The organism is Parasedimentitalea huanghaiensis (genome assembly GCF_009753675.1).
Lineage (GTDB): Bacteria > Pseudomonadota > Alphaproteobacteria > Rhodobacterales > Rhodobacteraceae > Parasedimentitalea > Parasedimentitalea huanghaiensis.
The window spans coordinates 55,637-69,809 of record NZ_WQLV01000015.1; the positions used below are offsets into that span (position 1 = coordinate 55,637).

At 54.2% G+C, this 14,173-nt stretch carries 11 protein-coding genes; 3 read left to right on the top strand and 8 right to left on the bottom strand.

Annotation, left to right across the window (positions count from 1 at the left end; translation table 11 throughout):
• The first annotated feature begins 97 nt into the window (after positions 1 to 97).
• Genes GO984_RS19245 through GO984_RS19255 form a run of 3 tightly spaced genes read left to right on the top strand, consistent with a single transcriptional unit; the run spans position 98 to position 3,820 of the window.
• Positions 98 to 562 (top strand): (2Fe-2S)-binding protein, encoded by a 465-nt coding sequence (locus GO984_RS19245; protein ID WP_157024208.1) that lies wholly within the window; start codon positions 98 to 100, stop codon positions 560 to 562.
• A gap of 2 nt (positions 563 to 564) precedes the next feature.
• Positions 565 to 2,793, top strand: coding sequence for a xanthine dehydrogenase family protein molybdopterin-binding subunit (locus GO984_RS19250; RefSeq protein ID WP_157024209.1), 2,229 nt, complete (start codon positions 565 to 567; stop codon positions 2,791 to 2,793).
• The gene (locus GO984_RS19255; RefSeq protein WP_157024210.1) at positions 2,777 to 3,820 is read left to right on the top strand and encodes a helix-turn-helix transcriptional regulator; all 1,044 of its coding nucleotides are present in this window, start codon (positions 2,777 to 2,779) and stop codon (positions 3,818 to 3,820) included. The genes GO984_RS19250 and GO984_RS19255 overlap by 17 nt, the downstream gene beginning before the upstream one ends.
• A 207-nt stretch (positions 3,821 to 4,027) precedes the next feature.
• Here GO984_RS19255 and GO984_RS19260 read toward each other — a convergent pair whose 3' ends face one another.
• The 8 genes from GO984_RS19260 to GO984_RS19295 all read right to left on the bottom strand — a co-directional run bounded on the left by GO984_RS19260 (position 4,028) and on the right by GO984_RS19295 (position 14,139).
• Positions 4,028 to 5,812 carry an ABC transporter ATP-binding protein gene (locus GO984_RS19260; protein WP_157024211.1) on the bottom strand — a complete coding sequence of 595 codons (1,785 nt, stop codon included), beginning with the start codon at positions 5,810 to 5,812 and terminating at the stop codon, positions 4,028 to 4,030.
• Positions 5,809 to 6,753, bottom strand: coding sequence for an acetamidase/formamidase family protein (locus GO984_RS19265; protein ID WP_157024212.1), 945 nt, complete (start codon positions 6,751 to 6,753; stop codon positions 5,809 to 5,811). The genes GO984_RS19260 and GO984_RS19265 overlap by 4 nt, the downstream gene beginning before the upstream one ends.
• Complete coding sequence (locus GO984_RS19270) at positions 6,743 to 8,374, bottom strand: ABC transporter substrate-binding protein (protein WP_157024213.1); 1,632 nt, start codon at positions 8,372 to 8,374, stop codon at positions 6,743 to 6,745. Before GO984_RS19270 ends, GO984_RS19265 begins: the two co-directional genes overlap by 11 nt.
• A gap of 32 nt (positions 8,375 to 8,406) precedes the next feature.
• Positions 8,407 to 9,327 carry an ABC transporter permease gene (locus GO984_RS19275; RefSeq protein WP_157024214.1) on the bottom strand — a complete coding sequence of 307 codons (921 nt, stop codon included), beginning with the start codon at positions 9,325 to 9,327 and terminating at the stop codon, positions 8,407 to 8,409.
• Positions 9,327 to 10,232 carry an ABC transporter permease gene (locus tag GO984_RS19280; protein WP_157024215.1) on the bottom strand — a complete coding sequence of 302 codons (906 nt, stop codon included), beginning with the start codon at positions 10,230 to 10,232 and terminating at the stop codon, positions 9,327 to 9,329. The genes GO984_RS19275 and GO984_RS19280 overlap by 1 nt, the downstream gene beginning before the upstream one ends.
• Positions 10,210 to 10,818, bottom strand: a complete 609-nt coding sequence (locus GO984_RS19285; RefSeq protein WP_157024216.1) for an ANTAR domain-containing response regulator — start codon at positions 10,816 to 10,818, stop codon at positions 10,210 to 10,212. Before GO984_RS19285 ends, GO984_RS19280 begins: the two co-directional genes overlap by 23 nt.
• Positions 10,815 to 11,918: a transporter substrate-binding protein gene (locus tag GO984_RS19290; RefSeq protein WP_157024217.1), complete on the bottom strand. Its 1,104-nt coding sequence runs from the start codon at positions 11,916 to 11,918 to the stop codon at positions 10,815 to 10,817. Before GO984_RS19290 ends, GO984_RS19285 begins: the two co-directional genes overlap by 4 nt.
• 343 nt (positions 11,919 to 12,261) lie before the next feature.
• Entirely contained in the window at positions 12,262 to 14,139 is a 1,878-nt protein-coding gene (locus tag GO984_RS19295) for a beta-N-acetylhexosaminidase (protein ID WP_157024218.1), read from the bottom strand.
• Between the last annotated feature and the right edge of the window lie 34 nt (positions 14,140 to 14,173).

Consider the following 14,173-nt stretch of genomic DNA (forward strand, 5'->3'; position numbering starts at 1 on the left):
ACGATTTACGCTGTACCGCCCTCTTTGCTTTTGGCGTGATTATCATATCGGCACCTCGGTGTTGCCTTTAACACAACCCCCAAAAGGGGAACCACTCATGGAAATAGTTATCAATGGCAATGTGATTGCGGTGCCCGACGATTTGCAAAATGTGACATTGCTCGATTTCCTTCGTGATTTTGTCATGCTGACAGGCACCAAGTTTGGATGTGGGGTCGGGCTATGTGGCGCTTGCACAGTGCATCTTGATGGTGTCGCAGCGCGATCCTGCCAAACCTACGTTTCGGATATTATCAACGTAGAGGTCACAACGATCGAAGGTCTGGACCAAACCAGTCCTGGCGAGGGTTTGCATCCGGTTCAACAGGCCTGGATCGCTGAAGGTGTGCCCCAATGTGGTTATTGCCAGGCGGGGCAGATCATGACGGCATCTGCCCTGCTACACCGTAATCCAGCCCCGACAGACGCAGAGATCCGTGAAGAAATGAACGGCAACCTCTGCCGTTGTGGCACCTATGACCGCATTCGGCGGGCCATTACCCGCGTTGCGCAGGAGGCTTGATCATGGAGGCCACGACAAAAATGAAATCCATCAGCCGTCGTCGTTTCTTGAAAAAGACCGGCTGGGTGGCCGCTGGGATAACGGTAGCCAGTTTTGGCGCTTTTCCCGTGGTGCGTGACAAGATACCGGCCTTACCGACCTTTGATGCCCCCAGCGAAAAGGACGGCCTGACATGGATTCAAATATTGGCAGACGGGCGTGTCCGTTTTTATTGCCCCCGAATGGAAATGGGACAAGGCGCTGCTTTGGGGCTGACACAGGTCGTGGCCGAAGAGCTGAATATTAAGCAGGCTGACATTGACTGCATATTACCCGACACGGACCATACACCGCCGTTTCAGATGACTGTTGGCAGCCAGAGCATCGTTAATTTCTTTGATCCTGTATCATGGGCTGCGGCGCAACTGCGTGAGGCCTTACGAGCCGTGGCAGCAGAGAAAACTGGCCTGAGTACGGAACAGATTTTGGACGGGCGCTCGGGTTTTAAGTTACCAGACGGTACGACGATTGGGTACGCGGCCTTGGTGCCCGCAACGGACGTTATCATTACAGACAACCGGCTGATAGAAAATGATAACTTGAAACGCTATGCTCTCCTGCCAACCACAAAACACCAAACGATCGGGCAAAACTGGCTGCACCACGATCTGACCGCAATTGTAACAGGTCGGATGGCCTACGCTCGGGACATATCCCTGCCTGATATGGCATTTGGTGCAGTTGTACAGCCGCCGAGTTTTGGGGCGCAGTTAGTGGCGGCTAACAGCGCGAGAGCGCTGGAACTACCAGGCGTCCTTGGAGTGGAGATCGACGAGGCTGCTGGCTTTGTCGGGGTGGTCGCCAGCACACCGTTTATCCTTTCCGAGGCTTTGGATGTCTTAGATGTCGAATGGCAGATCGAGTCCGATTTTGGTCAGGAACAGATTGATACCCTTCTTGATGTAGAGAGGCTCCGGGCGGACGACAATTTCACCCATACGTTGGATCAATCCGGCGACCTTGAGATCGGACAACAATCTGCACGCCATCGATCTTCGGGACGTTACGATACGCCGTTTGCCGCCCATGCGGCAATGGAGCCGCGCTCCGGCCTAGTCTGGGTAAGAGCGGACAAAGTTGAAGTCTGGTGCGGAACCCAAGATCCGTTTTTTGTGCAGAAAAGAGTGGCGAAGATCCTTGACCGCAAGGTAGAGGACGTCGTGGTACATACCCATCGTATTGGCGGCGGTTTTGGTGGACGGGTGATGTGTCAGGCCTCCGAAGCTGCGGCGCGCTTGTCTGCAAAATTCAACCTGCCGGTCCGGGTACAGTGGGACCGCGCGGCCGAGTTTCAGAACAACTACTTTCAGCCCGGATTTTCGCACTTCATCGATGCAGGAGTCAGTCAGGACGGCTTTATAACCCATTGGGACCATGATGTTGTATCGTCTTCCATACTTACCGGCTTGGCGCCCGGTTTGATTGGCAAGGCCATTGACCTGGCAACCCCAGATCAAGGTACAACGCGCGGGATCCGCGCCCCATATGAAATGACAAACAGGCGCACACGCCACTCAGCCATTCGCACTCCGGTTCCAATCAATGCTTGGCGTGGCCTAGGCTCCGCTCCAAATGCCTTTGCAATCGAATCGATGATGGATGAACTGGCCTTCAAGTCTGGTATCGATCCATTGCAGTTTCGGTTGAAAAACCTACTTGCAAACAGGGCCCGCCTAGCCAAGGTGCTGCGCAAGGTTGGCGACATGTCGAACTGGGGGCAGGTTGCAATTCCTGACACCGGGCGTGGGCTGGCCTGTGCGGTTTATAAGGAAGAAACCGCCGTCGCGGTTGTCGCTGACCTAACGATCGACCACGCTGCTAAAACTATTAAAGTAACCAAGGTGTGCTGCGCACAAGATTGTGGATTGGTGCTCAATCCTCATCAAGTCGAAAGCCAGATAATGGGAAATATCACTTGGGGCTGCAGCATGACGTTGAACGAACAGATTACATTTGCACAAGGCCGGGTCGAGCAAAACAACTTCCATCTATACGAACCGCTTCGTCATGGATCCTCCCCTGAGGTCAATGTGGCGTTACTTTCTCCTCCGGGTACGCCGCCCGCTCCGGTTGGTGAATCTGCACTACCCCCGGTGCCTGCTGCTATTGCAAACGCTGTGTTTGCAGCAACCGGGTATCGCTGCCGCAGCCTACCGATAACATACGAGGATATTTTTGCGGAGACAGGCTAGGTCGATCCGTTTAAATCATGATGGCACTAAGACACCAAATAGCTGTGGAGAATTTTCGATCCGTGAATTTGCCAAAGCAAGCCTGATTGAGCTGATTGCTGTCTATATGCAAAAACACAATCCGGGGAAGCTGTCTGTGTCAACGGATGGCATCGACGCCTTGCGCCAAGCACAGGTCCCAGCGGGCACCAAACGTGACATGCTTCAGATGGTTGCGCGTGAATGTGGCCCCGAGGCGCTGCTTTCTATTGGGCAGGAGATTGATCAGGTCACCTATGACCCGGTTTGGCGCAGTGCGCTTCGTTCTGAATCTCCTGCTGTCTTGTTTGACAAATGGCACCGGTTCGAGGTGTTTGCTCACTCGAGCAATCGCGTGGAAATAGACCCCATCACTGAGACACAAGCACGTTTCAGACGAAGTGCAACAGGTGGAGCCGCCCCAACACCGCCAGAAAACCTACTGATTTGCGGCCTGATTATTGGCCTGCTAGAGGGCATTGGCTGTCGCGGTCTCTGGTGTGATATGGCGTCGCAATTGGGCGAACCGGTCCGCATTCGCCAACAATGCGATTTCTGTTTACCCAATAATCCGGCGAAGCTTTTGACCAATAACTGGACTATCGGATGGCAGGGCCATTCTATCTCCAAAGCCATTGACCCTCCGGACAACAGTTCGGCGCAAGTGGATTTACCTCCCGTCAAAGATGCCTCCTTAGCGACACTTTTAAAAACAATGACCGATCTGATGATGCTTGATGTTGCACGGCAGTGGAAAACCGACGAACTCGCTAGCGCGTTAGGCCTGTCAACCCGGACATTACAACGTAGATTGACCCAGGCAGGACTCAGTTTTTCTCAACTGGTGCGTTTGGTGCGGATTTCTGAGGCTTGCCGCCTGCTGAAATCCGGGGATATTTCCCTTACTTCGATTGGGTTTTGTGCCGGGTTTTCCGACAGCTCACATTTTAGTCGGGATTTTCGGGCCAGCGTCGGGCTCACGCCCAGTGAGTTCCGGGCCTTTCAATAAACCCGTCAAACGCCGAATATATGAACACTCGACGGTATTCAGCAGCGCGGCACAGGATCGCGGAACTTAAGTTTGTTTTGGCTAGTGGTTGGTTTATTTCAAACAAAGCCAGCGACTTGCCCCCACACTAGAAATGACGTGCTCACAGGCACGGAGCAATAGCCAGATAGGTCAAACTATCCTTGTACAGATAGGGAAATAGGGCCGCTAATCCGGCATGGCCACCAGATGGCCTTCGCCTATATCCACCAATTTCGCCAACTTGGGAGTATCCTCAAGCCGTCGCATCGGGCTGGGAATGTCACCCGCCAGCCGAAGCCCCGCAGGGCGCTCATAGGTTGGGTCTGGAACTGGAACCGCCTCAATCAAGCGTCGAGTATAGGCATGCTGAGGATTGCCAAACACCTGAGCACGACAGCCCATTTCGACGATCTGCCCAAGATACATCACCGCAACGCGGTCCGAAATATTTTCAACCACAGCCATATCATGCGAAATGAATAGATAGGCCACGCCCATCTCTTCGGTAAGTTCCCGCATTAGTTCAAGCACCTTCGCTTGAACTGACACATCTAATGCGGACACGCTTTCATCCGCGATGATCAGTTTTGGTTGCAGCGCCAATGCGCGTGCAATGCAGATACGTTGTCTTTGCCCGCCTGAAAATTCATGTGGATAGCGCTCCATTTGCGCAGCAGACAAACCAACACGATCAAAGAGCATTGCGACACGTTCGGATCGCTCAGCGGCGGTGCCAATCTTATGTATCACCAGTGGTTCGGCAACCAAATCTCCCACCCGCATCCGCGGATCAAGCGAGGCCATCGGATCCTGGAAAATCATCTGAACGTCGCGCCGGATGGCTTTGGCTTCGGCCCGCGTGAGACTATGGATTTCCGATCCAGCGATGCGGATCTGGCCTGTATAGGGCAACAACCCCGCCAAGGCCTTGGCGATAGTCGATTTGCCACAGCCGCTTTCGCCGACCAGTGCAAATGTTTCACCCGCATGGATATCAAAGTTAACGTTTTCAACAGCATGTACCCGGTGTGTGACCCGGCCAAAAATGCCGCCCCGAACGTCAAACCGTACTTTCAAATTGCGAATTTCCGCAATAGACGCACCGGCTTTCCCGCCCTCTTGGGCACCTGAACCATCGCCCATACGTGGCACGGAGGCCAACAGTGCTTTTGTATAGTCCTCTTTCGGCGCATGAAATAGTTGCTTCACGTTGCCTTCTTCAACCATTTGACCAGATTGCATCACAATCACCCGATCCGCCATTTCAGCGACTACCCCCATATCATGGGTGATCAGAATCATCGCAGTTCCGAGGTCACGCTGAAGATCGCGCAACAGTTCTAGCACCTCGCGTTGCACCGTCACATCAAGCGCCGTCGTCGGTTCGTCCGCAATAAGAACATCCGGGCGCAACGCCAGAGCCATTGCAATCATCACCCGCTGACGCATACCGCCGGAAAGTTCATGTGGAAATTGGCTCATGCGTTTTTCTGGCTGTGACATACGCACGGCTGTCAGCGCCTCAAGCGACCGTGTATGCGCCTCTCTGCGTCCAATCGGATCATGCGCCATGATCGCCTCAGAAAGCTGCGCACCAATCGTCATCACCGGGTTGAGCGAGGTCATCGGCTCTTGAAAAATCATTGCTATCCGATTGCCCCGAATGTCGCGCATTCTGGTTTCAGGCAAGGTAAGCAAATCAGTCTCATTCAGACAGATTTGCCCTTCGGTCACCCGCACGACAGGTGGTGGCAATAGCCCCATAATTGCAAGCGAGGTGATTGATTTTCCCGATCCGCTCTCTCCGGCAATGGCCAGCGTTTCTCCGGGATTAAGGGAGAAACTGATATTTCTGATCAAAGATTTCAGGCCGGCCTCAGTGTTTACCGAAACCGTTAAGTTCGAGACCTGCAACACAGGGGCTGCATCCGGGGCATACGCCCCGGATGGTTTTTCGGCTGTTCCAATCATTCAAATACACACCTTGGAAAATAAAAGGAAACCAAACAGTTAGGCATGTCTACAATCTCGGAAATCCGCAGATCACCACAGGTAGAGATCAGCATATAGGCATCTTCTGCGGCTAGGCCGCGTGTGGCCGACAAAAAGTCAATCATCCCAGAGACAGCGTCGCGCGACGCTGTCATCAGGTCAGGCCCGATGCCAGTGGTCACCTCATACCCCTTGGAATCAAGGTGTCGTGTGACCGGTCCCGGCGTCGTGAAACGTGGCGATTTCAGATTGGCATTTTTTACCAGATCAATCGTCATCACCGTGTCCATTGGCGACTCAATCGCCGTGCCACAGACTTCTCCATCGCCCTGTGCCGCATGGGTATCCCCCACCGAAAACAGCGCGCCCGCCACTTCAACCGGCAGGTAAAGCGTGGTGCCAGCCGATAAATCGCGAATATCCATATTGCCACCAACACGGCGCGGCGGCACGATGGAATGCAATCCGTCTTCGCCCAATGCATTGCCGATCGTCCCGGCAAAAGGCTTCAACGGCACGCGACCCTCTTTGCCAAACAGCGCCGGTTCCAGGGTGTCCGGATCATATTTCCAGATCGTCAGCGCCGGATCAGGGAACTGATCTGCCAGCAGGCCAAATCCGGGAATATTGGCAGTCCAGCCAAAGCCCGAAGGCTTAAAGCTTTCAATTGTGATTTTCAGCGCGTCACCGGGCATTGCTCCTTCGACATAGATCGGTCCGTTCACCGGATTGATTTTGTCAAAATCGAGCGTGCCCACATCGGCAACGGTGCTGTCAGCCGTCAGCTGCCCGGCGGATGAATCTACACAGTGGAATTCAATTGTGGTGCCGGGCGTGACCGTCTCGACCGGGACAATTGAATTGTCCCAGCCGAAATGGTGCTGATGGTTATGGATGGTATAAGAGCAATTATTGCACATCGTTTACATACACATAGTCATAGTTAACGGGAATCGACACCGGATCGACATAGAGCGCATCCGCGCCACCCATGCGTTCCGATTTCATTGTGTATCGCTGCTCGTTAAAGACCGGCACCCAAGGCGCATCTTCCATGACGGCCATATAAACATCGCTCCACATTTGCAGCCGCTCATCAGCTTTGGCCGGATCGGTCACCGAGTCTGCTTTGGTTGCCATCGCGTCGAGTTCTTCATTGCAATACCACGACCAGTTCCAGCCGCCCTGCACCGCACCCGAACAGCCCAGAATTGGCCCGTAAAAATTTGATGCATCCGGGAAATCGGCAATCCATGCCATGCCGCCGGACCAGATCATTGGCGCCTGATCAGATTCACCACCTGCTGCAATCACACTGGCCTGGGCCAGAGATTTGATCGAAACACTGACACCGATCCCGGACAAATCCTGCTGGATCGCCTGCGCAATGCGAGGGTTAGGGTCGGTATTCATCACATAGAGTTCGGTCTCAAACCCGTCGGCAAACCCGGCTTCGGCCAACAGTGACTTTGCCGCATCTGCGTCAAAAGCGTAGCCAGCATAGTTGTCAGTGTATCCCGGCATCGAAGGTGGCAGGGGTTGCGTAGCAGACACCGCGCGACCATTGATCACTTGAATAATTCGATCTTTGTTGATGGCCATGTTCACGGCTTGACGCACTTTGACATTATCAAACGGCGCCATTTGCGTATTCAAGGTGATGTAACCGGTGTGCAATTGTCCGCCCTCAACAACCCGTGCGGCCTGAGCCGGGTCGTCCATAACCTCGCGGAATTTGGCCGGCGGAATGCCATCTCCAGGAATATCAACTTCACCGTTTTGCAAACGCAACAGTGCAACAATCGGCTCTTGCCCGACCTCAAAGGTTATGCTGTCCAGGTAAGGTAGACCTGAGCGCCAGTATTCAGCGTTTTTCTCAAACACCAACCGCTGACCAATGGTCCACTCCCCCAAACTAAACGCGCCGGTGCCCACTGGGTGCTTGCCAAAATCGTCGCCCGCTGCAGCGACGGCTTCTTCTGGCACCACCGATGCGAAGTTCAACGCCAAAACATGCAGAAATGTGGCATCAGGCCGCGACAACTCAATGGTAACGCTCAATGGCCCATCCGAGTGAACCCCTTCGAGGCTGCTGGCGGACCCATCCGCCACAGCGTCATAGCCTTTAATCGAGCCAAAGAACCCAGCGCCGGGGCTTTGGGTCGCCGGGTTGGTGACCCGGTTTAGTGAATAAACCACGTCTTCGGCGGTCATTTCACGGCCGTTGTGAAATTTAACACCTGGTCGCAGGGTAAAGGTAAAGACCTGGCCATCGTCGGAAATTGTGTAACTTTCGGCAAGACCTGGCACCAAATCGGTGGTCCCGGGAGCATAATCCATCAGGCCGTCAAAAATTGATTTGATCATCGACCAGTTCTGCCAGTCATAGCCGATTGCTGGGTCAAGCGTGGCAACATCATCTTTATATGTCACAATAATGCCGCCGCCCGCCGTGGCATTTGGATCCAGTGTGCTGGCTTCTGCCGCCAGCGGCAGTGCAAGGCTCAATGCCAGTGCGCTTGTGGCCAATAAGTGTTTCATTTATCTCTCCCTTTGGTTGATTTTTTTGGTTTTCAACGGATTTTTATGCGCGGATCGACCATCAAGCTGATGACGTCCGCAACGAGATTTCCAATGACAATGGCGGTGGCTGATACCAGCGTGACACCCATGATAATGGGGATGTCCACCCGCTGAATTGCCTGCCAGGCAAGCTGACCGATGCCCGGCCAGCCAAACACGCTCTCGACCACCACGATGCCGCCCATGAAAATGCCGACATCAATGCCAATCATCGCAATTACGGGCAGGATGGCGTTGGGCAGCGCATGGCGCAGGATGATCCGCCGCCGCGTCAGTCCTTTAGCGCGCGCCGTGCGCACAAAATCCTGCCGCAGCACATCGACCATCGAGGAACGCATCATCCGGCTGTACCAGCCCGAGCCAAGTATCCCCATGGTCAGGGCCGGCAATACCAGATGTGAGAATGTGCCGTAGCCACCAATTGGGAACCAGTGCAGCTGCACTGCAAAAACATAAAGCAGCAGCAGGCCAACCACAAATTGCGGGGCCGAAACCCCAACAAAGGACACAATCATCAATACCTGATCAGTGCGGCTTCCGCGTCGCAAAGCCGCAACCACACCCATCGACAACCCAATCAGCAGCTCTGCGAAAATGGCGCCTGCCATCAACAGCAAGCTTGCAGGAAGGCGTGACATGATTAGCGTGCTGACTTCGGTGCGCTGCAGATAAGATCGGCCCAGATCACCCTGAAGCAAGTTGCCAAGATAACGCCAGTATTGCACCAGCAGTGGCTGATCCAGGCCCAGCTGCTCGCGGATGTTCTGCACTGTCTGCGCCGTGGCCGAACGACCGGCAATCTGACGCACCGGATCGGCTGGCAGCCAATAGAGCAACACAAATGTGATCATGGAGACCCCGAGCAGGATCAGCAGCGATTGCAGCAGACGGCGGATTAGAAAGCTGAACATCAGTTGCGTCCCCGCTGGGTTGGGTCGAGCACATCGCGCAGCGCGTCACCAACAAGATTGAATGCCAGCGCCAAAACCACGATTGCAAGACTTGGAAAGAACACGAGCCAAGGCGCAGCCTGGAAATAGGTCTGATTTTCAAAGATAATATTACCCCAGCTGGCGACAGGTGGCTGTACACCAACCCCGAGGAAACTCAGCGTTGCTTCCAGCAGAACAGTGGTGGAAATACCCAGCGTGCCCCAAACAATTATGGTTGGCACCAAATGCGGCAGGATATGCTTGAAAAGAATACGCATATGCCCCGCCCCCAGCGTCCGCTCGGCGGCAATAAATTCGCGCTCCGCCAGCGAAGATGTCTCGGAGTATAAAACCCGAGCGGTCTGCACCCAGTTCACCGTGGCAATCACCATTGCTACAATCCAAAGCGATGGTTGGAAAATCGCTGCCAGACAAATTGCCAGCAACAGTGCAGGAAACGCCATCATCAGGTCTGTCATCCGCATCAACATCCCGCCAACCCAGCCACGGAAGTATCCAGCGGTCACTCCAATCAGCGTGCCGATGATCAGCGCCATGCCGTTGGCTGCAACACCGATGATCAGCGAGGTGCGCGCGCCATAAAGAATGCGGGTCAGAAGATCACGCCCCAGCAGATCCGTGCCCAACAGAAACGTACTGCTGGGTGGCATCGGTGCTCCTTCGATGGTCAAGCCATCAAACATTTGATCATACGGCGAATAGGGTGTCAGCCAGGGGGCAAAGACTGCGCCGAGAACCGTCAGCAGGATCAGTGCAAATCCGAAAACCGCAAGCCTGCGTTGAAGAAGCCGCGCAAGGGCACTTTGTCGTTCAGGTCTGGCAGTGTCGGAATTGGCCGGATCAGGAGTTGTCACGATAGACATTAGATCCCCTTTCGCTGGCAAGCCGCGCCACAACGCGCTGTGCTGCCTGTTCTATGGTTTCACGTCGGGACATCGCCAGCTGGCGCAGATGGCCATAGGCATCGGCGTCGCATTTGCCGCTGGCTGCAAGCAGTGTTACCGCCTGCACCACGGTCTGGCGTTCTGACAGCCGCGTTCGCAAATCTGATATTTCGGCCTGCAGCCTCTGGCGCGCCTCAAAAGATTGCCGCGCGATCAGCAAAGCACTGTAAACACCGCTGTCACCGACAGGCTTTAGCAATTGCGCATCTGACCCTTGGGCAATTGCCCATTCAATCCGCCCAGGTGCCTCGGACCCAATCAGCGCGATCAGCGGCATAGGCGCATTGCAAGCCGCCCAAGGGAATTGCTCGTCATACCCCATGTCCACGTCAAAAAATACAAAATCTGCACCCAGAACTTCGGGGCCGAGTTCAGGCCAAGAGGCAGAAACATTCAGGCCAATAGCCGTCAACTGCCGGATGATGGCCTGGACTAGCGTATGTGGGCGATGCAGGATCACCGCATGTGCAGCGCTCAAATCTGGGATATGTAGCGGCGGTCTCATTTGATAACCGACAGCTTTGGCTGCACATCCTGCGGATGGCGGTCAGGATGAGTCATATAGGGATCGGCAGGAATACCTTCCCAGCTTTGCAAAACCTGAAAGACCCCGTCCTGAATCTGCGCGATCAGCACAGGCAGAGTGGTATGATGTGTTTCCGGGTCGATCAGCGTCTGAGCAGCATTAGAATGATGCAGCAAATCCGCCAGCGTTTCATTTTCTGCCCCAGGCTTGCCGTTCAACAACGTGGCCAGCGTACGCACAGCACTGTAAGACGACGCCTCAAACGATGAGGCAAAATCATGTCTTGTGCCAAGCGGCCAGCTTTCCCAACCAACAAAATAGGGACCCACCGAAATCAGGCCTTCAGCGGCACTACCGATACTATCGATCTCACATTCGGTCAGGTTGCAGGATAAAACCGGGCAGGTCTTGGATGTGAAATAAGGATCTTCCTGCCCCATCGCCGCATAGGCGCGCAAAAAGGCATAGGAAGATTCGCCAATCAGTGAGTTAAGGACAAAACTGGGCCGAGTGGCTTTGATTTCAGCAATCATCCGATCAATGTCAGTATCACCGATGGGCAGATACCGCTCGCCAAGAACTTCGCCCCCGTTGTCAGTGATCACAGCGCGGGCCGCCCGGTTCATCTCCCATCCCCAGATGTAATTCGAACCGGTCAGATAGCAGCGCCGCCCAAACCGCGGGAACGCCCAGCTCAGCAATGGCAGCAGGTGTTGGTTGGGGCAGGCGTGCGTATACACCACATGGTCAGACGCTTCGAAGCCTTCGTAGGGCAGTGTATACCAGAGCGTCCCACCAGCGCGCTCCAGCCCTGGAATAACTTCCTTGCGGCTCCAGGATATGACGCATCCAACTATGTGACGCGCGGACGTTTCACGCAGGATCTCAGTGCACAGCGGTTCATAAAGGTCGATGTTACATTTTGGATCCCGTTCTACTGGGATCAGTTCAATATCAAATTCGGAATCGACATTGATATCCTCAATCGCTTGCAGTGCACCCCGGCGACAGGCCTGCGCCAACGGAGCATAGCTGCCTTCCTTTGAGTACAGTAGCCCGATTTCAATTGGACGTTTCATTTCACCCCCCTGAAACGAAAAAAGCCCTGCATCAGGTCTCCGCCGGGGGCGGATAGATGCAGGGCTCGAATGCCGACCGGCGACTTAGCCGATATTTTCATTCAGAATAGAAAGGGACAACAAAATGTCAACTCCCTAGAATTATAACGCCCAGCCAGGCATTTTTGCGGCGATATCTGAACCGCGTTTTTCGTGAAGGGTGGCAAATCACTGTTCAGATCTTCGAGCTGTTTTTCTACTTTATTTCAACACTCTGCGCCCCAAAAGAGCGGTAATTCCGGACTCCATTAAGTGGCCGTCAGATCGATGCAAACACTCTCGGCCACCCGCCGCGCCCTTCACGTCAAAGCCGGGGCATTAGCCTCGCGATAGTTTCAAACCGGCCAAAATCTTTACCTTCCGCATCCGTCCAACCGGCCTCGGCAATTGCACTGAGACGTGGAAAAACCATATGGTTAACTCGCTCCATGGTGGTTAGATGCTCGGACCAGACACAGCCCTGAACGCCCTTCAGATGCTTGGCCAATGCAGGTGAGTCATTTTGGGCTTCGAATGAATAGGTTTGCGTAACCGGCGTAACCCCGGCCCAGCTCGCGCCCGGCTCACACCAATCAGATGATTGTGCCATATCCAGATAATAAGCCTGTCCGGGTGTTGAAATCACGTCATACCCGGCCTCCGCCAGCTCAGCGGTTTTCTCTACGGTTGTCCATGCAAACAACAAGCAGTTTTCCGTCTTCACCCCGCCGCCATGGGCCATTTCTTCCCAACCACCAATCGACTTACCGCGCGATGCAAGGAATTGTTGCAAATGACGCAGGAAATGGGCCTGCAATTCAAAAGTTCCCTTTAGCTTGGTTTCTTTCATCATGGCTTCGGCTTTGGGCGATTTCATCCAGGCATCATCCGCCACCTCGTCACCGCCGACGTGAACCACATCAAATGGAAACAGGTCGCAAACCTCGCCCAGCACTTTTTCCGAGAACGTATAGGATAGGTCCATCGCCGGGTTTAAAGCGTTGTTCCCGAATCCTTGGACCGAATGATAACTCTCTAATTCTTCTTCTGTATCCAGCAATTCCGGATAGGCCCCAACAACGCATGCGCAATGTCCGGGCAAATCAATTTCAGGCATCACTTCGATACCCAATTCTCCCGCCTGATCAATGACGTGGCGTGCATCGTCCTGAGTATAAAACCCTCTCTGACCTGCGGCATCTGCACCAAGCTGAGGCAGGATCGACTCCATCATGCCAGTAGCTGATGCCTGTTCGGTCAATTTTGGATAGGCCTTGATCTCTAACCGCCAACCTTCGTCATCTGTTAGATGCCAATGGAACCGGTTCATCTTATGCCAGGCCATGATGTCGACGTAACGAAGAACCTTACCCAGCTTGTAGAACTGCCGCGACACATCAAGATGTGCACCGCGCCAGCCATGACGTGGCGCATCGCTGATCTCACCTTCACGGGGCAGTGCATAAGTCTTGGGGTCCAGTTGCGCATAGGTCATCATTTGCGCCAGACTGACCAAAGCATAAAATAGCCCCTGCCCTGCTCCATGTGAAATTTCTATCGCGCCCCCTGCAAACCTGATCGCATAGCTATCATCCGGCAGCTCGCTCGACTTGGCACTGACCTCTATTGTGCCCTGAGGCGCGGCCAGCACAAATGGAACCGGTACCAGTGGGTGCAACCGGCGGGTCAATGCGCTGACCTTGGACGCTTCTCGTTGCAGGTTTAGATCGCCCCGAACCAATAGATGTGGCGGGGTCTGCGCATGGTAGTTTTCAACCGAAATATTCTGGGCTTGCGGCAAGACACCACAACGCAAATCGCTGGCCTCTGACGCCTCATTCCTTTGGGGAGCGGCGGCCTGCAAATCCGTTACAAATGTCTTGCCCGTTTCACCCGAAGACAGAAGGATCGCACCTGACTTCGGACCTTCATTAGAGTGCACAGCAGCGCGGGTCAGACTGTGCTCTGTGACATGCCACTGCGCACCCGAGGCCAGCGCCATCGTCTCGTCTGCAGCGTATTCGTGATAATTGGCCTGACGTCGGACAAAACGGCCGCCCTCAGCCTTTGACGGCATCAAAGTGCGAGTAATTGACCCGTAATAGAGACTTGGCGCGACAACTGTATCGTCGCTGAGGTTGGTCACAACCATCTCCATCGCGCCGCTGTGATGCCAAAGGGTGTCAAAATGAAACGCGTGCATGCGTGTATTCCTTATTGAATTTGAATGGCTGAAA

Coding starts and splice junctions, on each gene's coding strand:
- GO984_RS19280 (WP_157024215.1), bottom strand. CDS start 10,232: ATGTCTATCGTGACAACTCCTGATCCGGCCAATTCCGACACTGCCAGA.
- GO984_RS19270 (WP_157024213.1), bottom strand. CDS start 8,374: ATGAAACACTTATTGGCCACAAGCGCACTGGCATTGAGCCTTGCACTG.
- GO984_RS19260 (WP_157024211.1), bottom strand. CDS start 5,812: ATGATTGGAACAGCCGAAAAACCATCCGGGGCGTATGCCCCGGATGCA.
- GO984_RS19295 (WP_157024218.1), bottom strand. CDS start 14,139: ATGCACGCGTTTCATTTTGACACCCTTTGGCATCACAGCGGCGCGATG.
- GO984_RS19275 (WP_157024214.1), bottom strand. CDS start 9,327: ATGTTCAGCTTTCTAATCCGCCGTCTGCTGCAATCGCTGCTGATCCTG.
- GO984_RS19290 (WP_157024217.1), bottom strand. CDS start 11,918: ATGAAACGTCCAATTGAAATCGGGCTACTGTACTCAAAGGAAGGCAGC.
- GO984_RS19250 (WP_157024209.1), top strand. CDS start 565: ATGGAGGCCACGACAAAAATGAAATCCATCAGCCGTCGTCGTTTCTTG.
- GO984_RS19265 (WP_157024212.1), bottom strand. CDS start 6,753: ATGTGCAATAATTGCTCTTATACCATCCATAACCATCAGCACCATTTC.
- GO984_RS19245 (WP_157024208.1), top strand. CDS start 98: ATGGAAATAGTTATCAATGGCAATGTGATTGCGGTGCCCGACGATTTG.
- GO984_RS19285 (WP_157024216.1), bottom strand. CDS start 10,818: ATGAGACCGCCGCTACATATCCCAGATTTGAGCGCTGCACATGCGGTG.